Origin of the sequence: Streptomyces sp. NPDC093260, assembly GCF_040683715.1 — a bacterium.
GTDB lineage: Bacteria > Actinomycetota > Actinomycetes > Streptomycetales > Streptomycetaceae > Streptomyces > Streptomyces sennicomposti.
This window is the reverse complement of sequence record NZ_JBFBEK010000019.1, coordinates 91689-112058: the sequence shown is the minus strand read 5'-3', so window position 1 is coordinate 112058 and position 20370 is coordinate 91689. Positions and strand designations below refer to the sequence as shown.

The 20370-nt window shown below is 75.0% G+C and carries 15 protein-coding genes and 2 pseudogenes; 11 read left to right on the top strand and 6 right to left on the bottom strand.

Annotated elements, in window-relative coordinates; translation table 11 throughout:
• From AB0N63_RS23830 to AB0N63_RS23820, 3 genes are all read left to right on the top strand, one after another.
• The gene (locus tag AB0N63_RS23830) at nucleotides 1-1899 is read left to right on the top strand and encodes a non-ribosomal peptide synthetase (protein WP_365531229.1); all 1899 of its coding nucleotides are present in this window, start codon (nucleotides 1-3) and stop codon (nucleotides 1897-1899) included.
• Nucleotides 1889-5020 carry a condensation domain-containing protein gene (locus tag AB0N63_RS23825; RefSeq protein WP_365531228.1) on the top strand — a complete coding sequence of 1044 codons (3132 nt, stop codon included), beginning with the start codon at nucleotides 1889-1891 and terminating at the stop codon, nucleotides 5018-5020. Before AB0N63_RS23830 ends, AB0N63_RS23825 begins: the two co-directional genes overlap by 11 nt.
• 288 nt (nucleotides 5021-5308) lie before the next feature.
• Nucleotides 5309-6226 (top strand): hypothetical protein, encoded by a 918-nt coding sequence (locus AB0N63_RS23820; RefSeq protein ID WP_365531226.1) that lies wholly within the window; start codon nucleotides 5309-5311, stop codon nucleotides 6224-6226.
• Between the two features lie 84 nt (nucleotides 6227-6310).
• Here AB0N63_RS23820 and AB0N63_RS23815 read toward each other — a convergent pair whose 3' ends face one another.
• The 3 genes from AB0N63_RS23815 to AB0N63_RS23805 all read right to left on the bottom strand — a co-directional run bounded on the left by AB0N63_RS23815 (nucleotide 6311) and on the right by AB0N63_RS23805 (nucleotide 9983).
• On the bottom strand, nucleotides 6311-8074 hold the full coding sequence (locus AB0N63_RS23815; protein WP_365531318.1) for an SDR family oxidoreductase: 1764 nt from the start codon (nucleotides 8072-8074) through the stop codon (nucleotides 6311-6313).
• A gap of 122 nt (nucleotides 8075-8196) precedes the next feature.
• Complete coding sequence (locus AB0N63_RS23810; protein ID WP_365531224.1) at nucleotides 8197-8874, bottom strand: M24 family metallopeptidase; 678 nt, start codon at nucleotides 8872-8874, stop codon at nucleotides 8197-8199.
• Nucleotides 8875-9083: 209 nt separating this feature from the next.
• The gene (locus tag AB0N63_RS23805; protein WP_365531223.1) at nucleotides 9084-9983 is read right to left on the bottom strand and encodes a metal-dependent hydrolase; all 900 of its coding nucleotides are present in this window, start codon (nucleotides 9981-9983) and stop codon (nucleotides 9084-9086) included.
• Nucleotides 9984-10184: 201 nt separating this feature from the next.
• Between AB0N63_RS23805 and AB0N63_RS23800 the strand changes: the two genes are divergently transcribed.
• Nucleotides 10185-10820, top strand: coding sequence for a TetR/AcrR family transcriptional regulator (locus AB0N63_RS23800; RefSeq protein WP_365531221.1), 636 nt, complete (start codon nucleotides 10185-10187; stop codon nucleotides 10818-10820).
• A gap of 85 nt (nucleotides 10821-10905) precedes the next feature.
• Here the strand turns inward: AB0N63_RS23800 and AB0N63_RS23795 are convergent, their stop codons facing one another.
• On the bottom strand, nucleotides 10906-11937 hold the full coding sequence (locus AB0N63_RS23795) for a chitinase (protein ID WP_365531219.1): 1032 nt from the start codon (nucleotides 11935-11937) through the stop codon (nucleotides 10906-10908).
• Nucleotides 11938-12337: 400 nt separating this feature from the next.
• Between AB0N63_RS23795 and AB0N63_RS23790 the strand changes: the two are divergent.
• The 3 genes and pseudogenes from AB0N63_RS23790 to AB0N63_RS23780 form a co-directional block, all read left to right on the top strand.
• A pseudogene (locus tag AB0N63_RS23790) lies at nucleotides 12338-12430 on the top strand (RNA polymerase subunit sigma-24); the annotation flags it as partial.
• A gap of 165 nt (nucleotides 12431-12595) precedes the next feature.
• Nucleotides 12596-13096 (top strand): hypothetical protein, encoded by a 501-nt coding sequence (locus AB0N63_RS23785; protein ID WP_365531317.1) that lies wholly within the window; start codon nucleotides 12596-12598, stop codon nucleotides 13094-13096.
• Nucleotides 13097-13241: 145 nt separating this feature from the next.
• Complete coding sequence (locus AB0N63_RS23780; protein ID WP_365531217.1) at nucleotides 13242-14696, top strand: cysteine synthase family protein; 1455 nt, start codon at nucleotides 13242-13244, stop codon at nucleotides 14694-14696.
• Between the two features lie 153 nt (nucleotides 14697-14849).
• Here AB0N63_RS23780 and AB0N63_RS23775 read toward each other — a convergent pair whose 3' ends face one another.
• Both AB0N63_RS23775 and AB0N63_RS23770 read right to left on the bottom strand, forming a co-directional pair.
• Complete coding sequence (locus AB0N63_RS23775) at nucleotides 14850-15242, bottom strand: SCO5389 family protein (protein WP_365531215.1); 393 nt, start codon at nucleotides 15240-15242, stop codon at nucleotides 14850-14852.
• Between the two features lie 44 nt (nucleotides 15243-15286).
• The gene (locus AB0N63_RS23770) at nucleotides 15287-16246 is read right to left on the bottom strand and encodes an ATP-binding protein (protein ID WP_365531213.1); all 960 of its coding nucleotides are present in this window, start codon (nucleotides 16244-16246) and stop codon (nucleotides 15287-15289) included.
• 359 nt (nucleotides 16247-16605) lie between these two features.
• Here AB0N63_RS23770 and AB0N63_RS23765 point away from each other — a divergent pair.
• The 4 genes and pseudogenes from AB0N63_RS23765 to AB0N63_RS23750 form a co-directional block, all read left to right on the top strand.
• Nucleotides 16606-16795: pseudogene (locus tag AB0N63_RS23765) on the top strand (hypothetical protein); the annotation flags it as partial.
• Nucleotides 16796-17059: 264 nt separating this feature from the next.
• The gene (locus AB0N63_RS23760) at nucleotides 17060-17824 is read left to right on the top strand and encodes a (5-formylfuran-3-yl)methyl phosphate synthase (protein ID WP_365531211.1); all 765 of its coding nucleotides are present in this window, start codon (nucleotides 17060-17062) and stop codon (nucleotides 17822-17824) included.
• A gap of 91 nt (nucleotides 17825-17915) precedes the next feature.
• The gene (locus AB0N63_RS23755) at nucleotides 17916-19265 is read left to right on the top strand and encodes an aldehyde dehydrogenase family protein (RefSeq protein ID WP_365531209.1); all 1350 of its coding nucleotides are present in this window, start codon (nucleotides 17916-17918) and stop codon (nucleotides 19263-19265) included.
• A gap of 2 nt (nucleotides 19266-19267) precedes the next feature.
• Nucleotides 19268-20365 carry an alcohol dehydrogenase catalytic domain-containing protein gene (locus AB0N63_RS23750; protein WP_365531315.1) on the top strand — a complete coding sequence of 366 codons (1098 nt, stop codon included), beginning with the start codon at nucleotides 19268-19270 and terminating at the stop codon, nucleotides 20363-20365.
• Nucleotides 20366-20370: the final 5 nt, after the last annotated feature.

Sequence of the window (20370 nt, the reverse complement as noted above, 5' to 3'; positions counted from 1 at the left end):
ATGACAGCCACGACCCGACGGCAGCCCGTCCCTTCGCGGGCCACCCCTGCGCGGCCCGCGCCCCCGCGGCCGGCCACGGCCCTGACCGCCCTCGCCGTACGGCACGCCGAACAAGCCCCCGACGCCCTGGCCGTCGTGGACGGCGACACCACCCTCACCTACGGCCGCCTCGTCCAGGAGTCCCGCGCCCTCGCCGCGCGCCTGCGCGCGAACCGCGCCCGCCGGGTGGCCCCCGGCGACCGGGTGGCGCTGCTGACCAGCCGGTCGGCCCGTACGGTCGTCGCCCAGCTCGCCCTGTGGTGGGCGGGGGCCGTGTGCGTGCCGCTCGACCCCGCGCAGCCCCGGCCCCGCACCGAGGCGATGATCGCCGACGCGGAGGTGGCGCTCACCGTCGGCGACGCCGAACTGCTGGACTCCGCCGCGCTCACCGGCCCCGTCCTCGCCCTCTCCGAGGAACCGCTGTCCGAACAGCCGCTGCCCGGCGGCGCGCTCACGGACGCAGCGGACGAGACGGACGCGTCCGACCCGGACCGCGCCGCGTTCATCATGTTCACCTCCGGCTCCACCGGCCGCCCCAAGGGCGTCGCCGTCCCGCACCGCGCCGTCGCCGAGCTGGTCACCGCGCCCGACTACGTCACCGTCACCGCCCGCGACCGCGTGCTGTTCCACTCGCCCATGACCTTCGACGCCTCCACCTTCGAGGTGTGGGCGGCGCTCGCCAACGGCGCCGCGGTCGTCGTCTGCACCGAGCAGCGGCCCTCCCTGGAGGACCTGGCCCGGCACGTCGAACGCCACGGTGTGACGGTCGCGTTCTTCACCACGGCCCTCTTCCACCAGCTCGCCGCCCGCCGCTCCCGCCTCTTCGCGCAGCTTCGGTCGGTCGTCGTCGGCGGCGAGGCCATGGCCGCCGAACCGGCCCGCGCGGTGCTCACCGCCTTCCCCTGGCTGGAACTGGTCAACGGCTACGGACCCACCGAGGCCACCACCTTCGCCACCGCCCACCGCGTCACCGCCCGCGACGGCGACGGGCCGATCCCGATCGGCAGGCCCATCGCCGGGGCCACCGCGCACGTCCTGGACGCCGACGGTCACCCGGTACGGGACGGCGAGCGGGGCGAACTGTGGATCGGCGGCAGCCGGCTCGCCCACGGCTACACCGGCCTGCCCGAACTCACCGCCGAGCGCTTCGCCGACCACCCCGCCGCCGGCCGGCTCTACCGCACCGGCGACATCGTCTCCGTCCGGCCCGACGGCGCCCTCGACTACCACGGCCGCGACGACGACCAGGTCAAGGTCCGCGGCTTCCGCATCGAACCGGCGGAGGTCGAACACGCCCTGCGCCGCCAGCCCGGCGTGGCCGACGCCGCCGTCACCGTGGACCGCGCGGGCACCGCCGAGGCGCGCCTCGTCGCCTTCGCCGTCCCCGCGCCCGGCCCCGTGGCCCCCGCGGCGGCGCTGCGCGAGCGGCTGGCCGCCCTCCTGCCCGCCCATCTGGTGCCCGACGCCATCGCCACCGTGGAGCGGCTGCCGCTCACCCCGTCCGGCAAGGTCGACCGGCGCGCCCTCGCCGACCGCGCCCACACGGCGGGCGGCGACGCCGCCGAGCCGCCCGCCGCCGCGATGACCCCGCTGGAGCAGGCCGTCGCCGAGGTGTGGAGCCGCGCCCTCGGCAGTGAAGTCACCCGCGCCGACGCCGACTTCCTCGCCCTCGGCGGGCACTCCCTGCTCGCCCTCGCCGTCACCGACGACCTGCGCGAGGACCTCGGCGTCGAACTCGCCCTCGCCGACTTCTTCGCCGCGCCGACCGTCGCCGCACAGGCCGACCTGGTCGAACGCGCCCTGCTGGCCGCCCACAGCGACCTCCACCCCGAGACCCCGGAGCACAGCGATGACCACTGACGCCGACCCCACAGCGCCGGACCGGCAGCTCCAGCTCCAGCGGGACCTGCTGCTGAGGGCCCGTTCCGCGGCCGCCCGCCGGATCCCGGCCGCCGACTCTCCCGCCGCGCGGACCACGGTCGCGCGCGACGCCCGCCTTCCGCTCTCTCGCGCCCAGCGCCGCATGTGGCTGATGGAACGGCTCGGCGGCGCGGGCGACGCCTACCACGTGCCGTTCGCCACCCGGGTGCGCGGCCCGTTCGACCCGGACGCGTTCGCCGACGCCCTCACCGCGCTGGTCGCACGGCACGGCATCCTGCGCACCCGCTACGTCGAACACGACGGCGAACCCTGCCAGACCGTGCTCCCGGCCCCGCACACCGTCCCGGTGCCGGTCGCCGACACCGACCTGGCCGACGCTCCCGCGCTGCTGCGGCGCGAGGCGGCCCGGCCGTTCGACCTCGCCGCCGGGGAGGCCGTACGGGCCCTCGTCCTGCGCCACGGCCCGCTGGACCACACGGTGCTGCTGACGTTCCATCACATCGCTGTCGACGGCGACTCGCTGGCGACCGCCGCTGCCGAACTCGGCGCCCTGTACACGGCGGCCGTCGCCGGAACGGGCCAGCCACCGCTGCCCGCCGCGCCGCAGTACGCCGACCACGCGTGCCGCGAGCACGACGGCGTTCCCGGCCTCCGGGCGGCGCTGGACCGCTGGAGCGGCCTGCTGGCCGACGCCGCCCCGCCCCGCCTGCCCCGGCCGGCGGGGAGCGTGCCGCGTGACGCGGCTGGAACGGTGGAGGGCGCGCCGCGCGCGGCGGCCGGGACGACGAGCCGGGCAGCGCACTCGACGACCGGATCAACCGACAGCGCACCGCGCCCCGCCGCCGGGTCGGCGGCCGTGCACGCCGTGCCCCTCGCGGCCGGGTTGCCCGAGGCGCTGCGGGCGCTGGGCACCGAGCGGCGCGCCACGCTCTTCGCGGTGTCGCTCACCGCGGCCTTCGCCGCCCTGCACCGTCTGACCGGCGACGACGACCTCGTCATCGGCGTGGCGGGCACCCACCGCGGCGGCACGGCCATGCGGGGCCTGGTCGGCCTGTGCGTCAACACCCTGCCCGTACGGGTCAGCGCCGCCGGCGACCCGTCCTTCGCCCAGCTGCTGGGGCGGGTGCGCGACGCGCTCCTGGAAGCGCAGCGGCACCGGCACATCCCCTTCGACCTCGTCCTGGAACGCCTCGGCGGCGCGGCGCGCGGCGCGGACGGCACGGCGCTGGTCCGTGTCACCGCCGACGTCCTCGGCGAACCCACGGTGCTGCGCCTGCCCGGCACCACGGCCGAGCACGTCGAAGTCCCCACCGGCGGAGCGAAGTTCACCCTGTCCTACGGACTGGAACTGGCCGGTCCCGCACAGCCCGCGGCCCTCGTCCGGTACGACCGCGACGCTCTGGACGACGCCGTGGCGACGGCCACCGCACGGGACTTCGCGGCCCTGCTGACCGCGGCGGCGGCCGACCCGGAACGCCACCCGAGCGAGGTGCTCGGTCCCGACACCCGCACCGGCGTCGACACCCACACCGGTACCGGCCGCGGCACCGGCTCCGGCACGAGCCACCACACCGGCTTCGGACCGGGCGCCGGCGACACGGAGCCCGATCCGGAAGCACGGCGGAGCCCCGGCAGCACCCGTCACCCCGTCGAAGCCACCCTCCGCGCCCACCCCCAGGTCGCCGACGCCGTGGTGGTCGAGCCCGCTCAGGGCCCGGCCGTCGCCTACGCCGTCCTGCGCGACAGCGTCGGCCCGGCCCGGCACGAACTGCTCGCCCTGCTGCGCCGATCGCTTCCGTCCGAGGCCGTGCCCGCCACGGTCACACCGCTCGACGCGCTGCCGCGCACGGCCACCGGCGCAATCGACCGCGCCCGGCTCCCCGGCGCGCCCGCGCCGAGCGCGCCGCAAGGTCCTCGGGCCGCGGCCGTCACCGAGGCCTTCACCGCCCTCCTCGGCGTCGCCGCGGCCCCCGACGACGACTTCTTCGTGCTCGGCGGTCACTCGCTGGTCGCCGTACGCCTCGCCGAACGGCTGCGCACAGGTCTGGAGTTGCCGCTCACGGGCCTCGATGTGCTCCAGGCCCGTACGCCCCGGGCGCTGACCGCGCTCCTGGACGACCGCGCGGCCCGGCAGTCCGCGGCACGGGCCGCCCGCGGGCCGGTCCGGTCACGGTCCGTCCGTCCGGGCTCGGTGCTCGTCACCGGGGCGACGGGCGGCGTGGGTGCCTTCGTCCTGCGGGAGCTGGCCGCCCGGGGTCGCCCCGTGCTGGCCCTGGCCCGCCCGGAGTCCGTCCATCTGATCACCACCGAGGGCGTGGACGTGGTCGAGGGCGATCTCACCGACCTGGCCGGGCTGCGGGAGGCCGTCGCGAGCGCGGACGCGGTCGTGCACGCCGCCTGCACCTTCACCCGGCACGCCGTGGACGTGGCGGCGACGGAGGCGATGGTCGACGGCTGGCGGCGAGGGCCGTTCGTCTTCGTGAGCAGCGTCGACGCCTACGGACATCCTGAAGTGGACCAGGTGCCCGAGGAGTTGCCGCCGCACGAGCCGGTCAGCCCGTACGGGAGGGCCAAGCTGGACTGCGAGGCGAGGGTGCTGCGGGCGGCCGGGACACAGGGGCGCGGGGGCGCGAGCGCCGTGCGGTCCCCGATCGTCTGGGGCGCGCACGACCGGCTGCGCGAACAACTGCGCTGGGGCGCCGTCGGCGGCCTCTACCAGGCCGCCCGCCGGGGCGGGCCGATCGAACTGCCGCGGCCCGGCGCCGCCGGGCACGCCTGGTACGGGGCCGCCTGGGTGCACGCCGCGGCCCTGGCCCGTGCCGTGGCCGAGTGCCTGGACCGGCCCGTGCACGGAGTCGCCAACGCGTGCAGCGGTCATGTGTCCTGGCGCGACCTGGCCGGCGACCTGACACGACTGCTCGGCACGCGGGCCGAGTTCCGCGAGACCGACGAGGTCCCCCGGGACCTCGACCACCGCTGGCACTACGCCGGCGCACGCCTGGCCGGAGCGCTGCGGCCGAGGCCGGGGGAGGAGCGGCGGACCGTACTGGCGGAGATGATCGCCGGCATGCCGCACGGCGACGACAGCGGCGACGGCTGACCCGCCCCGGCGGGGTCCGGAACACCCATGGAACCGCTCCGGACCCCGCCCACCGGCCTGGGCGCCCGGGCGGCAGCGGGTCCGGGCGCGTCGCCCGGCGGCCGGGGGTACGAGGCGCGGGCCGCTGGAACAGTACGCGGCGCCGTCCGGTTTCCCGGCCGTGGCCGGGGTGGCGCGCGGCGGACCGGCCCTCTCCCCGGCCGCCGGCACCGGCTTCCACAGCGCCGGGAGTGGAGGCGCCGACGCCGGTCAGGGGGTGTTGTCAGTGGGGTGTGCCAGAGTGCGCACATGCTCGAGATCGTGGTGAAGACGGAGAACGGGGAGCGGCACGTGCGCGTGTCCGCCGACCGGCTGGCCGGGCTGGTCCGGCGCATCGGCGGCGACGGCGACCGGTTCCTGGTGGTCCAGCGGATACCCGACCTGCCCGACGTCTTCGTCCAGGTCTGGCACGAGGCCGGCGGCGACTACACGCTGGAGCACCGCGACGGCGCCGCCGACCGGCACTTCCAGGTGCTCGTCGAGCGGCCCGAGCCGGTGATCGCGGCGATGACCGGCTGGGCCCGCAGCGAGGCGGGCTGGGGCGCGGGCCTTGGGTGGTCGCTGCTGGACCTGGGTCCCGTCCGCGAGGCTCCCCCGCTCGACCTGCCGGAGGCCGAGCGCGACGAACTGACGCGCCGCGTCCGCGAGGTCCTGGCCGGCGGCTACGCCTCCCGCGACGAACTGGCGGAGCTGGCCGAGGAGTACCTGGTCACCGGGGACCGCCGGCCCGTCTCGCGTGCACAGGCGCGGGCGCTGGCCGACCGGATGTGGCTGGAGCGTGTCGCGGAACAGGCCGCGTGGCGGGGCGAGACCGACCCCGAACGGCTCGCCCGCGCCTTCGCCGCGCTGGAGGCCGCCGGCATCACCGCCCGCGAGAACTTCACCTGCTGCCGGACCTGCGGCACCGCGGAGATCGGCGCCGAGGGCGCGCCCGACGCCCGCGGCTTCGTCTACTTCCACAGCCAGGGCACCGACTCCGCGGCCGCCGGCCGGGGCCTGATGCTCCTGTACGGCGGCTTCGACGGGTCGGCGGAGACCACCGCGGCGGTCGGCCGCGAGGTGGTGTCCGCCCTCGACGCCGTCGGGCTGTCCACCGTCTGGGACGGCGACCCGGAGCGGGCCGTCCACGTCACTCCGCTGGACTGGCGCCGCCGGCTGGTCGGCTGACGAGCCCCGGGCGGCGCCGGGGAGCGCACACCCGGCAGGAGTGCCGGGCAGGCTCCCCGGCGCGAACACGGCCGAAAGCGGGGGTCAGCCGACCCTCAGCCGTGCCGCCAGGCGCAGCGCGCCCGGGGAGAGACGGCTGAGCATACGGGCCGCCTTCGACTCCACCGTGACCGGTACCACGGCCCGCCCGGTGCGCACCGCGTCGAGGATCTCGGCGGCGACCTTCTCGGGCGGGAAGCCGCGCCGGGCGTAGAGGCCGGAGAACTTCTTCTGCCGTCGCTCCTGTTCGGCCGCGTCCACCCCGGAGAAGGTGGTGGTGCGGGTGATGTTGGTGTTCACGATGCCGGGGCAGATCGTGCTCACGCCGATCCTGTCCCGGGCCAGCTCCGCGCGCAGGCAGTCGGAGAGCATGAACACCGCGGCCTTGCTGGTGGCGTACGCGGCGAGCATCTTCGAGGGCAGGTAGGCGGCGGCCGAGGAGAGGTTGACGATGTGCCCGCCCGCGCCCCGCTCCTTCATCAGCGCGCCGAAGGCCCGGCAGCCGTGGATGACGCCCCACAGGTTGACGTCGAGGACGCGCCGCCACTCCTCCTCGGTGGTCTCCAGGAAGGTGCCGGAGTGGCCGATGCCCGCGTTGTTCACGACGATGTCGGGCACGCCCTGGGCGGCGGCGACGGCGGCCGCGAAGGCCTCCACCGCGCGGCCGTCGGACACGTCGACGTGGTGCGTCCCGGTCTTCGCGCCGAGCAGCCGGGCGAGTTCGGCGGTGCGCTCGAGCCCCTCCGTGTTCAGGTCGCACAGGGCGAGGTCGGCGCCCCGCTCGGCGAAGGCGAGCGCGGTGGCCCGACCGATGCCGCTGCCGGCACCGGTCACCACCACCAGCTTGCCCGCGAACTCGGCGGCCTCCCCGGCGGGCCGGTCCGCCCGGCCGGTCTGGGCCTTGGCGAGGGCGTCCGTCGCGGGCGCGCCCTCCTGGTGCGCGGTGAACTCGCGGATCATACGGGCCACGGTGGTTCCCTTCTCCAGCAGCGCCGACCAGTGGGTGGCGGGCAGTTCCCGCCGCCACAGGCGCGGGGCCCATTCCTCCAGGCCCTCCGAGAGCGCCGGGCTGACGTAGTGGTCGTCGGTGAGCGTGATGACCTGCACCGGCACGGCGGTGGGCCGGGGCGTGGGGTGCAGCAGCCGGGGCAGCATGTTGGCCCGGTAGAGCCGTACGCCACGGGCGGCGTCCCCGGCGAGCGTGCGCTGCGGATGGCCCTCGCGCGGCGTGACCCGCTCCAGGTCGCGCAGCAGGCGCGGCCAGGCCCGGGCGAGCCCGAGCCGCCAGGCCGCCGGCGCGAGCACCGGCAGATGGAACAGGTAGATGTACCAGGAGTGCACGCCCTGCGCGGCGAGCTGCTTGAGGTGCCGGGGCGTGGGCCGGCGCATCCGGCGGCGCAGCCAGAACCCCATGTGGTCCAGGCACGGCCCGGACAGGCTGGTGTAGGAGGCGATGCGCTCCGCGGAGCGGGGGTCGGTGACGGCCTCCCACGCCTGGATCGAGCCCCAGTCGTGCGCGACGACGTGCACCGGCCGGTCCGGCGAGGTCGCTTCGGCCACCGCGTACAGGTCCTCGGCGAGCAGTTCGAGGCGGTACTCCTCCGTCGTCCGGGGCGAGTTGGAGGCCCCGGCGCCGCGGACGTCGTAGCGCACCACGTGGTGGTCGACGGCGAGGTCGGCGGCCACGTCGTCCCAGACGGCATGGGTGTCCGGGTAGCCGTGGACGAGCAGGACCGTCGGGCCGGCCGGGTCGCCCTGTTCGTAGACGGCCAGGGAGAGCGCGCCGGAGCGCACCCGGCGTGCGCGCACCGCGCCCGTCTCCGCCTCCCGGCCGCCGCGCCGCTCGCCCGCACCGCCGTCGGACTTCTTCGCACTGCTCTCGCGCACGTGACTCCTCTTGTTCCCCTCGGTCCCGGTCCGGTCCCCGCCGCTCACCGGGCGGCCGCCAGGGCGCGGCCCCGGTGGACGTGCGGCAGGTCGTCGTCGAGCCAGTAGGCGTCGTCCTCGGTGACCACCAGCAGCTCCTCGAACTTCAGGCCCACGTCACGGAAGCCGACGTGCGGTTCGACCGCCCACAGGCCCGGGGTCGGCGCGTGCCGGGAGGCGCGTCCGTCGGCCCACAGCGGGGACCGGCCGTGCAGCCGCTCGCTGACCAGTTCCCGCCCGAGTGTCTGGAGGGTGCGCACGCCGAAGCCGAACAGGTTCACCCCGGCGGGCAGCCGCGGTGCGCGCATCCGGGTCACCTGGTGGCCGATGACGCGGCCCGGGTACACCTGGTGCCGGTTGTCGTAGCCGTGCTCGGCGATCTTCGCGTCCACCGCCGCGTACACCTCGTCGAGGGTGCGCCGCTCGCGCACCAGCCGCACGATCAGCTCCCGGTACTCCAGCAGGTCCTCGGCGATCCGGTCCCAGATCGGGTTGTCGCCGACCTTGCCCGCGTAGCCGATGTCCGCGGTGTAGCCGTCGACCACGGGCGCGCAGTCCAGGACGTACGACATGCCCTCGGTCAGCGGGCGTCCGGTGGCGAAGAACTGGAGCGGGGTGCGGAAGTGCCGGAACGCGGTGCGGTCGCCGAACCAGGCGAACGGCACGTGGAAGAAGTCCTGCACGCCCTCCGCGACCAGCTCCCGGCGCAGCCGCCGGGCCGCCGGCCGTAGCCGTCGCGGGCTGTGGTGAGCGGCAGGTAGACGCCCATCAGCCGCTCCATGAAGCGGAAGTACCGGTCGGCGCGCGGGCGGCCGTACAGGTCCGGTGGGATCGGGGCGGGGTGCGGGCGGCTCATGACGCGGTCCTCGGTCTCGGCGGGCGGCGGATGGTCTCAGTGAGCGGCGGCGCGGGCCGCGGGGGAGGCGCCGAGATAGGCGATGGCCTGCCGCGTCGAACCCTCCTGGGTGGGGTGGTAGTGGCGGCTGAAGTAGCGGGAGGCCGACCGCAGCGCCCGGCCCGGGCTGGGCAGCAGTCCGCGCCGCGAGGCCCGGTACGCCTCGCGCCAGGCGGGCCGGACCGAGCCGACGAGTTCGGGATCGACGCTCAGCAGGAAACGGGTGCCGCGCACCCACAGGTGGGTCAGCGCGGAGGCGGCCAGGAGCATGGTGCGGGCCCGGCGCAGATAGCTCGGGTCGAGATGGCACAGCAGGTCGTAGGCGACGCTGCGGTGCTCGACCTCCTCGGCGCCGTGCCAGCGCAGCAGGTCCAGCATGACCTCGTCGGCGCCGGCCCGGTCCAGGGCCCCCGCGTTGAGGATCCAGTCGCCGAGGAACGCGGTGAAGTGCTCGATCCCGGCGATGATCGCGACCCGCTCGATCAGGTACTCGCGCTCCCGGCGCGGGGACAGACCGGGCTTGTCGCCGAGCAGCTCGTGGAAGAGGTACTCGACCTGGGTGACGTACGGGGAGATGTCCAGGCCCTTGGCCTGGAAGTGGTCGAGCACCCCCTGGTGCGCCTCGGCGTGCATGGCCTCCTGGCCGGTGAAGCCGAGCACCCGCTCGCGCAGCTCCTCGTCGGTGATCAGCGGCATCGTCTGCTGGAAGACCCGGACGAACCAGCGCTCGCCCTCGGGCAGCAGCAAGTGCAGCACGTTGATCACATGGGTGGCGGTGGGCTCGCCCGGCACCCAGTGCATGGGCAGCCGCGCCCAGTCGAAGTGCACGTCGCGCGGGGTGAGGACCAGGTCGTCGTGCTCCTCCGGCTTCTTGTGCACGGCGGCTTCCTTGCTCACGGCGGCTCCTTCGGGGCGGGGCGAAGGCGGAACGGACGGATCGGGCGGCTCGGACCGGCCGGTGACGAAGGTCTGGCCGAGCAGGACCACGGCTGCGGAGGACCACGGCCAAAGGCAGCGGCGACCGTGCCGCCGCGTCCCTCTTATTGAGGATTACTCAACAGTAGGACTTGTTGAGCTTCTGTCAATAGACTGGACCCCATGACCCGCGCCTCCGCCGCCCGCTCCCGCATGCTGCCGACCGACCGCAGGACCCAGATCCTCGCGGCGGCCCGGCGCATGCTGGAGCACAGGTCCATCGACGAGATCTCGGTCGAGGCGGTGGCCGGCGAGGCCGGGGTCTCCCCGGGGCTGCTCTTCCACTACTTCGGCTCCCAGCGCAAGTTCCGCTACGCGGTGCTCCAGATGGCCGCCGAGGAACTGCTCTCCCACGTCCGCCCGGACCCGGAGCTCAGCATCGCCGAGCAACTGCGCGCGGGCGTCGAGACGTTCGTGGACTACGTGTCGCGGTTCCCCACCATCTACCTCGCCGTCACCCGCCTCAGCCGGGGCAACGACGTGCGCGAACTGCACAGCAGCGCGCGCGGGGTCATCGGCGGCTGGATCACCGAGGGCATCGAGAGCGTCGGCGTGGACCTCACCCCCGCCCTGCGGCTGACGGTGAACGCCTGGCTCGCCTTCATGGAGGAGGCGGTGCTCGGCTGGCTGGCCCGCCCGGAGCTCACCCAGGCCGAACTGATCGACATGTGCGAGCGCAGCTTCTACCACCTGGCCGAGGGCGCCCTGGACGACGAGCGGCGCTGGCAGGAGATCCTGGACCAGCTCAACAGGCGCTGACGGCACGGTCCAGCGCCACCGTGAACCGGTGCGCCCGTCCCGCGACAGCCGCCCGCGCCGTCCGCGCCCCTCCCCGGTCCGGCGCTCATCCCGCCAGCGCCCGCCCGAACGCGCCCACCTCCTGGGGCACGCCGCTGCAGTCGGTGGCCGCGTCGCTCCCGGAGGCGTCGCCCGTCGCGCACTGCCTGTCCCGGAAGGCGGACCACATGGACACCCAGGCGATCTCCTTCGTCTCGGCGAAGGACCGCAACCGCGCCGCGTCGGCGAGGGTGAACGTCTCCCCGGCGATGTCGTTGACGCCGATCATCGAGGTGAGCGCCATGCCCCGCCAGGCCGCCGTGCCCGAGAGGCCGAACACCTTCTCCAGCTGGGCGTGCGCGGCCGTGGCCGCGGTGACGGCGTAGTCGCCCATGTCGCCGGTGTAGGACTCGCCGTAGTTCATGGTCATCAGGTTGACGGTGGAGACCTGGACGTCGTACCGGTTCGCGGACGCCAGCAGCGCCAGGCCGTCGGCGTCCAGCCCGTCGGGCATCACGGGCAGCGTGAACGTGACCTCCAGACCGGGCCGTTCCTTCTGGAGCAGTGCGATCGCCTGCGACCGCCGGGCCACGGAGGCGGCGTCGCCCAGCGTGTCGCCCTCGACGTCGAAGTCGGCCAGGGCGGCACCCGCCGCGTCCAGCGCCCGCCCGTACGCCTCGGCGAGCGCGGACGCGCTGTCGCAGACCGTCGCCAGCTCCTTGCCCGAGGCCCCGCCGAAGGACACCCGCACCGCGGCCCCGGACTTCTTCAGCGCCCCGATCCGGTTCGCCACCGCGGTGTCGTCCACGGCCCGGTCGCCGCCCCACTTCGGGGTGCAGCCGGTGGTGTCGGAGATGACGAAGGCGAGGTTGTACGCCGTCGGCGAGCCCGCCGAGTCGGTGCCGTACGCGGTCGTGGCGCTGACGTAGGGGGCGTACGACGTGCCCGCCCCGGCCGTCGGGGCGGTGGGCGCGGGGGCGGCGGCAGCGGCGGTCGTGGGCGCCGCGTCCGCAGTGGTGCCGGAGCCCGGGGAGCAGCCCGTGACGGCCAGGGCGAGCAGGGCGGTGAGCTCGGTCGCCGACTTCAGGGAACTTCTCATCGCGCATGCACCAGCTCTCGTGATCTGCGTCCCGAAACGGCGGCGGAACGGGATTCCGCAGCGGCAACCTCTCACACCCGGCCCGATGCGCGAGACAGGTGAACGGCACGGATCACGCCTGCTCGGAAACGTGCTGACCGGGTCGACTGCCTGACAGTTTCTGGGGCTTTACCAAGTGCGCGACGACGGCCGTGACCGTGGGTGATCCCCTGCTTCCTGGGTGAGGGGACAGGTTTCGGGTCTTTTCACGGGCGCCCCGAAGGAGAGCCCGTGGGTGGCCAGGGAAACCCTTCCTGATATCCGGGCAGTGCGTTCCGGGCCTCCCATGTCCCCCGCCGAGAGCCGTACCGCGGCCGGAGCCGAGAGCCGTGGCGCCCTCGCACGCGGACGCCGCCGGCGCAGACGGGAGCGGCAGGAGCTGGCCACCCGGTTCTTCGACGCCCTGCACGAGGGCGACGTCCCTGGCTTGCGGGACCTGCTCGCCGCCGATGTGCGCGGTCGCCGACGCCTGGGCGCTCACCCGCGAGGTGAAGCGGACCCGCGGCTGACGGGGGCGCCGCAGAAGCCGGTCCCTCCGTGTCCGCCGGTCGGGTGGCCGTGGCTGCCCGGCCAGCGGAACCGTGGTGGACGGGCCGCCGGGCCGGGGATCCGTAGGGGCATGAGCACTCACCACGACGGCCCGGACAGCGCGCACCGGCGCCCGCCGGGTGTCTCGGACACCACCGTCCAGGCCCTGGGGGCCCTGTCGAAGGCGCTGGAGACGACCGAACGCGCCCGCGGCCACCTGTACTCCTTTCACCAGCTCACCGGCGGCGCCGACTTCGAACTCGACCGGGCCGTCGCCCTGTTGCGGGAGGCCGGCCACCACGAGTGGGCCGAGCGGGTCCAGCGGGAGATCCTGGGCCGCAACGTGATCCCCGGCCACTGGACCTTCCAGATCGTCGAGGCATACAACGCCACCTACTACGAGCCGTTCCGCGGCGTTGAGGCACAGGCGCGCCGCGAACTCGCCGACGGCAAGGATCACTTGTTCGAGGCCGAGCTGAAGGAGCAGCGCCGCACCGCGGGCCACCCCGACCACACCGCCCGCCCGGACACCGCCGCTTCGTCCGACCCCGCGGACCGGACGGCGGACGCGCGGCACGGCCGACGGAGTTGACGGGTCCGGGGGCGTGGACCCGCCCTCGGCCGCTCACGCGACCGGTCCGCCGGTTTCCGCGCCATGATCGACCCGTACGACGCGTTACCCACCGGGTCCTGTGAGCCGCCTCCCGCCGGCCGGCCCGACGACGTGAGGAGATCCCATGGCCAGCTACGAGTCGGTCCTCGACTCCGTCGGAGCGACGCCCCTGCTCCGCCTGACCCGTTCGGCCGCGGGGCTGTGCCCGCGCATCTACGTCAAACCGGAGTGGCAGAACCCGGGCGGCAGCGTGAAGGACCGGGCCGCCCTGTCGATGCTGCGCCGGGCCGAGGCCGAGGGAGAACTCCGGCCCGGCGGTACGGTCGTGGAGGTGACCAGCGGCAACACCGGGATCGGCCTGGCGCTGGCCGCGGCGCACCTCGGCTACCGGGCGGTCGTCTTCACCAGCTCCACGATCGCCCAGGAAAAGCGCGCCCAGCTCGCGGCCTACGGGGCGGAGCTGCGCCTGGTGGACGCCTTCGTCCCCAAGGACCACCCCGACAGCGTGCACGCGCAGGGGCGTCGGTTCGTGGAGGAGACGCCCGGAGCCTGGTTCGCCCACCAGTACGACAACCCGGCCAACCCGGCGGCCCATTACGCGACCACCGGCCCCGAGATCTGGACCGACACCGAGGGCACGGTCACCCACTTCGTGGCCACGGTCGGCACGGGCGGCACCGTCTCCGGCACCGGCCGCTACCTCAAGGAGGTCAGCGGCGGCCGGGTCCGGGTGATCGGCGCCGACCCGCTCACCTCGGCCTACTCCGGCGGCGACGGCAGCCAGAAGTACATCGAGGGCGCCGGGCACTTCGTCCACCCCGAGACGGCCCAGGACCTGTGGCCGCAGTCCCTCGACACCACTGTGATCGACGACTACGCGCCCGTGGACGACCAGAGCGCGATCGACGCCGTCCGGTGGCTGGCCCGCACCGAGGGCATCCTCGCGGGCGGTTCCTCGGGGGTCGCGCTGGCGGCGGCCTTCCGGCTCGCCGAGCACCTCACCGAGGACGACACCGTCGTCGTCCTGCTGCCGGACTCGGGCCGCAGCTACCTCTCGACGTACTTCGACGACGCCTGGCTCACGGCCAACGGCTTCACCGCCCCGACGGCCCCGGCCCGGACGGCCGCGAACGCCGCCGGAGCCGACGAGCCGACCGCCGGTGCCGGGGCGGGCGGGCCGACCGTCGGCGCGTACGCGACCCCGGCCCCGTACGTGGAGCGGGGCGAGGCCGTCGCCGAGGCCGTACGACGGCTGGCCACCGCCGGCGTCGCGGACGACGACGTGGTGCTGGTGGTGCACCCGCGCGACGCGCGCGTCCTGGCACCGCACCCCTCCGACGTCATCGGCTGGACCACGCCCGCCCGGCTGCGCGGGGCCGCGACCGTCGCCGGGACCGCCCGCCGCGTCGGGCCGAAGCTGGGCCGCGGACTCGCACTCACCGCCCCGGCCGTGACCGCCTGGGCGGCGGCCGACGGGGAGGTGGCGCTGGTGCTCGACCAGGGCCGGGTCGCCGGAACGGTGGCCCGGCGGCAGCTGCGGCCCCAGCCGGTGCAGCGGGCGGCCGAGCACACGGGGTGATGTCGGCCGCCCCTCGCCGGAGTCGGCACCGGTGCGGGGCGGGAGCCCGCGGTCATGCGTCGTGTCCCGACCGGTCCGTTGCCGACCGGCCCGGTAGGGGACGGACCGGTCGGCGACTTCGAGGGGCTGTCAGGGAGCCGATGAGCGGCTCGGTCAGCAGTCGCGGAACTCCGGCGACTGGTTGAGGATCTGCGCGCGCGGCGAGGTGAACCGGGTGTGGGTCGCCCCGCTCCGGTCCTCGGGGCGGAACGCCGCGACCCGGTGGCAGTTCTGGAAGGCCAGCGCGATGCCGAAGTGCCGCTCCAGACTGCCCCGGATGGCGTCGCTGGAGAGCGCCCGCAGCAGCTGACCGCGCTCCTTCTCGGACGGCGGGGGCGTCTGGTTGTCGGCGAACTCGGCGGCGCCGGACCGCAGTTCCTCCGCCAGACGGGCGATGAGGTCGTAGGCGTACGGCAGCGAGGCGCGGACCGTGGCCACGAAGTCCTCCTCCCGCACCTCCCCCTTCTCGGCCTCGGAGAGCAGCTGCGGGGAGACGTCGAGCGACATGAGGGTGTCCTGTCTGTTGTCCGGATGTGTGTCGGGTGCGTAGGTCAGGCCCTGGCCTTCAGCGCGGCTGGGCCGTGCCGGAAGCCGGGATCGACCTGGCCGGCGAGGTCCCGGCCGGTGGCGGCGTTCGCCCAGGCGTCGGCGTTGCGCAGGTGGAAGGCGACGGCGTGCCGCTGGAAGGCGTCCCAGTTCTTGGTGCGGGCGTCGACGGCCTCGCGCAGCCGGTGCAGCGCGGCGACGTTGTGGGACTCCAGACCGTCGTGTGCGCGGCCCTGCTCCCGCGCCCGCACGAAGGAGGAGTGCGCGCAGTGGGCGAGGAGGTCGTCGCCGACGTGCTCCTTGAGGAAGAGCAAGTCGTCCTCGTCGGTGATCTTGTTGCCGACCACGGCGACGGGCACGCCGAAACCGGCCGCGTGGTCGCGGTACTGGTGGTACACGGAGACGCTCTTGAGGGTCGGCTCCACCACCAGGAACGTCATGTCGAAGCGGGTGAACAGACCGGAGGCGAAGGCGTCGGCGCCGGCCGTCATGTCGATGACGACGTACTCGCCGGGCCCGTCCACGAGATGGTTGAGGTACAGCTCGACCGCGCCGAGCTTGGAGTGGTAGCAGGCGACGCCGAGGTCCTCCTCGCCGAAGGCGCCGGTCACCATCAGCGGTACCCCGCCGACCTCGCGGACGTGGTGGGCGTGGATCTCGTCGTCGCCGAGCAGCCGCAGCAGCCGGGAGCCCCGACCGGGCGGGGTGGTCTTGACCATGGCGTCACGGGACGGGATGCGCGGGTTCGTGCCCCGCAGGTAGTCCTTGATCTCGCCGGTGCGCGCGCTGAGCGCAGGGGCGTCGAAGGACGCGTCCTCCGCCAGGCCGAGCGCGTGGGCGAGGTGCTGGTTGATGTCGCCGTCGATGGCGAGGACCGGCGCACCGGAGTGCGCCAGACGGCGGGAGAACAGGGCGGACAGGGTGGTCTTCCCACTACCGCCCTTGCCCACGAAGGCAACGCGCATGACGGCTCCTCAGATGAAAATGAATGTCATGATCCTAGGGTGGTGAGGGAACGGAGCCCCTGTCAAATCACACGCGCCGCCGCCCGTCGTCCCGGCCGTACGCCGACCCGATCGGGCGAGCGCGGCACGGGGGCCGCAGGGGTGTCGGCAGGGACTCCCCCGTTACGGTGTCCAGGCCAGCGACACGCGGCGCCGGGCCCGGGGTTCAGCGCACCGAACCGCCACCGAGCCCGGAGCCGGGCCGAACCCGGAACCGAACCGGCATCGGACCGGCGCCGAGCCCGAAGCCGGGCCGGGGCCCGGTTCCGGCACCGCACCGTCACCGAACCGACGCGGACCCGCTCCGCGCGACTCCCGGGGGAATCGGCCTCGCCTTCGTGCCGTCCCTGCTCTTCGGCAACACCCCCGCGCGCTGCCGGGGCCAACGGCTGGGGCACCACCGCGCTGATGGGCGCGCTCTCCAGCCACTGGCTGCTCACCCCCGGCATCAGCGCCTGCCGGGGCGCCGCCCGGCGCACGCGGGCCGACACACCCGTCCCGCGGAGCTGACGCGGTCCCGCAGAGAGATGACGTGGTGCGGCAGGGCCGACGCCGTCCCGCACGGCCGACCCGTCGCGCGCCCATGGCCGGTCGTCGACCGGCGTGGGCGGCGCACTGAGGGGGTGTGCGCGGCACGGCGGCGGCCCGCCGGGAGCCCGCACGCTCTACCGGCCGGCCGGGAGCGGTGGTGATGATGAGCTGGCCGCGAGCGATCGTGGTCAGCGTGCATCCCCGCTCTCCCGGCGGCCGGACACGCGGCGGAAGGAGCCCACTTTGTTGCTTCTCATCTCCCCGGACAGCGTCGAAGAGGCCCTCGAATGCGCGAAGGCGGCGCAGCACCTGGACATCGTCGACGTGAAGAAGCCCGACGAGGGCTCCCTCGGGGCGAACCACCCGTGGGTCATCAGGGCCGTCCGCGACGCGGTCCCGGCGGACAAGCCGGTCTCCGCCACCGTGGGAGACGTACCCTACAAGCCCGGCACGGTCGCCCAGGCGGCGCTCGGCGCGACGGTGTCCGGAGCGACGTACATCAAGGTCGGCCTCTACGGGTGCACGACGCCCGACCAGGCCGTCGAGGTCATGCGGGGCGTCGTCCGGGCGGTGAAGGACTTCCGGCCGGACGCGTTGGTCGTCGCCTCGGGGTACGCGGACGCCCACCGCATCGGCTGCGTCAACCCGCTCGCCCTGCCCGACATCGCACGCCGCTCCGGCTCCGACGGGGCGATGCTCGACACCGCCGTCAAGGACGGCACCCGGCTGTTCGACCACACCCCGCCCGAGGTGTGCGCCGAGTTCGTACGGCTGGCCCGCGAGGCCGGACTGCTCGCCGCCCTCGCGGGCAGCGTCAAAGCCGGCGACCTGGCGGAGCTGGCCCGGATGGGCACCGACATCGTGGGGGTGCGCGGGGCGGTCTGCGAGGGCGGCGACCGCAACGCCGGCCGCATCCGGCCCGAACTGGTCGCCGCCTTCCGCGCGGAGATGGACCGGTGCGTGCAGCAGCACGGCGGGCGCGGCGCGGCCGTCGCCGCCGCGAGCTGACCGCCGTATGCCGGCCCGGCAGCCCCACGGCAGTCCCGCTCCCACACCCCGCCACGGCCCCGCACCCGCGACCCGACACGGCCGCTTCGCCGTGGTCGACCCGGCGACGGGCGAGGCCTTCGACGAGGCCCCCGACCGGCGGCCGGACGAACTCGACGCCGTCGTCGGCCGCGCCCACGCCGCCTGGCGCGGCTGGCGGGCCGACCCGGCCGCCCGTACGGCGGCGCTGCTCGCAGCGGCCGACGCCGTCGAGGCGGCCGGCGACGTCCTCGCCCCACTGCTCACCCGCGAACAGGGCAAGCCCCTGACCGAGGCGTACGCGGAGGTCGCCCGCACGGCCGCCAGGCTGCGCTACTTCGCCGCCCTGGACCACGCACCCCAGCCGATCGCGGACGGCCGCCCGGTGCGCAGCGAGGTCCGCTGGCGCTCCCTCGGGCCCGTCGCCGCGATCGTCCCGTGGAACTTCCCGCTGCAACTGGCGTCGGCGAAGTTCGCGCCCGCGCTCGCCGCGGGCAACACGCTGGTGCTCAAACCCTCCCCGCACACCCCCCTGGCCACCCTGCGGCTCGCGTCCGTCCTCGAGGCCGTGCTCCCCGAGGACGTCCTGACCGTCGTCACCGGCCGCGAACCCCTGGGCGCCGGCCTCGCCTCCCACCCTGGCATCCGCCATGTGACCTTCACCGGCTCCCTCCCCACCGGGCGCGCCGTCGCCGAGCGGGCGGCGGCCTCGCTGGCCCGGGTCACCCTGGAACTCGGCGGCAACGACGCCGCGATCGTCCTGGACGACGTGGACGTGGAGGCGATCGCGGACCGGCTGTTCTGGTCGGCGTTCCGCAACTGCGGGCAGATCTGCATGGCGGTCAAACGCGTCTACGCCCCGGCCCGGCTCCACTCCGACGTGGTCGAGGCGCTCGCACAGCGCGCGAAGAACACCGTCGTCGGGCCCGGACTGGACCCCGGCACCCAGCTGGGGCCGGTCAGCAACGCCGACCAGCTGGCCCGCATCGAGCACTACACCGACCGGGCCGTGGCCGACGGCGCCCGCGCCGCGGCCGGCGGCCACCGGCTGGACCGGCCGGGCTACTTCTTCGCCCCCACGATCCTGGCCGATGTGCCCGCCGACAGCCCGGTGGTGACCGAGGAACAGTTCGGCCCGGTCCTGCCGGTGCTGCCGTACGACACCGTGGAGGAGGCGGTCGAGGCCGCCAACGCCACCGGCTTCGGGCTCGGCGGGTCGGTGTGGGGGACCGACCTCGACCGGGCCGAGGCGGTGGCCGACCGGCTGGAGTGCGGGACGGCGTGGCTCAACCACCACGCCGAACTGTCCCTCGCCCAGCCCTTCGCCGGCACCAAGGAGAGCGGTGTCGGTGTCGCGGGCGGCCCCTGGGGCCTCTACGGCAACCTCAGACCGTTCGTCGTCCACCGGCCGCTGGAGGCGTGAGCATGAAGTTCGGCGCGGCGGTCCTGCGCTCGTACGACAGCCCTTTCACCCTGGAGGAGGTCGTCCTGGACGCGGGGCCGGCCGACGGCGAGGTCCTGGTCCGGGTCGCGGGCTGCGGCATGTGCCGCACCGATCTCGCCGTCCGGCGTTCCGGAGGCCGCTCGCCGCTGCCTGCGGTCCTCGGCCACGAGGGGTCCGGGGTGGTGGTGGAGACCGGCGGGCCGGGCACGGGGCTGAGTGTCGGCGACCATGTGGTCCTCAGCTTCGACTCCTGCGGTCACTGCCCCAACTGCCTGGGCGGAGCCCCCGCCTACTGCGACTCCTTCCCCTCGCTCAACCTGTTCGGCGGGCGGGAGGAGGACGCGGCGCGGTTCACCGACACGGCCGGGAACGCGCTGGCTCCCCGCTGGTTCGGGCAGTCGTCGTTCGCCGAGTATGCGACGGTCCCGGCCCGCAACGCCGTCCGCGTCGATCCGTCCCTGCCCCTGGAACTGCTGGGGCCGCTCGGCTGCGGCTTCCTCACCGGGGCCGGGGCGGTCCTGAACTCCTTCGGCGCCGGACCCGGTGACAGCGTCGTCGTCCTCGGCGCGGGAGCGGTGGGCCTGGCCGCGGTGATGGCGGCCGCCGCCGCCGGAGCGGTGGCCGTGGCCGTCGACCGGTACCCCGAACGGCTGGCCCTCGCCGAACGCTTCCACGCCGTCCCGCTGTACGCCTCCTCGCCCGACCTGCCCGGCCGCATCCGGCGGCTCACGGACGGTGGCGCGGCGTACGCGCTGGACACCACGGCCTCCGCCCGGCTGATCAACGACGCGTTGCACGCCCTGCGCCCGAGGGGCCGGCTCGGTCTGGTGGCCCGGCTGCACACCGCGCTCCCGCTGGGACCGGGGGGACTGGACCGGGGCCGGACGATCTCCCACATCTGCGAGGGGGACGCCGTCCCCGGCCTGCTCGTCCCGAAGCTGACGGCGCTGTGGCGGGCCGGGCGGTTCCCCTTCGACCAGCTGATCCGCACCTACCCGCTCGCCGGCATCAACGACGCCGAACGCGACTGCGACGCGGGCCGCGTGGTCAAACCCGTCCTCATCCCGGGCGGGGACTGAGGCGG

Coding starts and splice junctions, on each gene's coding strand:
- AB0N63_RS23830 (WP_365531229.1), top strand. CDS start 1: ATGACAGCCACGACCCGACGGCAGCCCGTCCCTTCGCGGGCCACCCCT.
- AB0N63_RS23825 (WP_365531228.1), top strand. CDS start 1,889: ATGACCACTGACGCCGACCCCACAGCGCCGGACCGGCAGCTCCAGCTC.
- AB0N63_RS23820 (WP_365531226.1), top strand. CDS start 5,309: ATGCTCGAGATCGTGGTGAAGACGGAGAACGGGGAGCGGCACGTGCGC.
- AB0N63_RS23800 (WP_365531221.1), top strand. CDS start 10,185: ATGACCCGCGCCTCCGCCGCCCGCTCCCGCATGCTGCCGACCGACCGC.
- AB0N63_RS23795 (WP_365531219.1), bottom strand. CDS start 11,937: ATGAGAAGTTCCCTGAAGTCGGCGACCGAGCTCACCGCCCTGCTCGCC.
- AB0N63_RS23785 (WP_365531317.1), top strand. CDS start 12,596: ATGAGCACTCACCACGACGGCCCGGACAGCGCGCACCGGCGCCCGCCG.
- AB0N63_RS23780 (WP_365531217.1), top strand. CDS start 13,242: ATGGCCAGCTACGAGTCGGTCCTCGACTCCGTCGGAGCGACGCCCCTG.
- AB0N63_RS23775 (WP_365531215.1), bottom strand. CDS start 15,242: ATGTCGCTCGACGTCTCCCCGCAGCTGCTCTCCGAGGCCGAGAAGGGG.
- AB0N63_RS23770 (WP_365531213.1), bottom strand. CDS start 16,246: ATGCGCGTTGCCTTCGTGGGCAAGGGCGGTAGTGGGAAGACCACCCTG.
- AB0N63_RS23750 (WP_365531315.1), top strand. CDS start 19,268: ATGAAGTTCGGCGCGGCGGTCCTGCGCTCGTACGACAGCCCTTTCACC.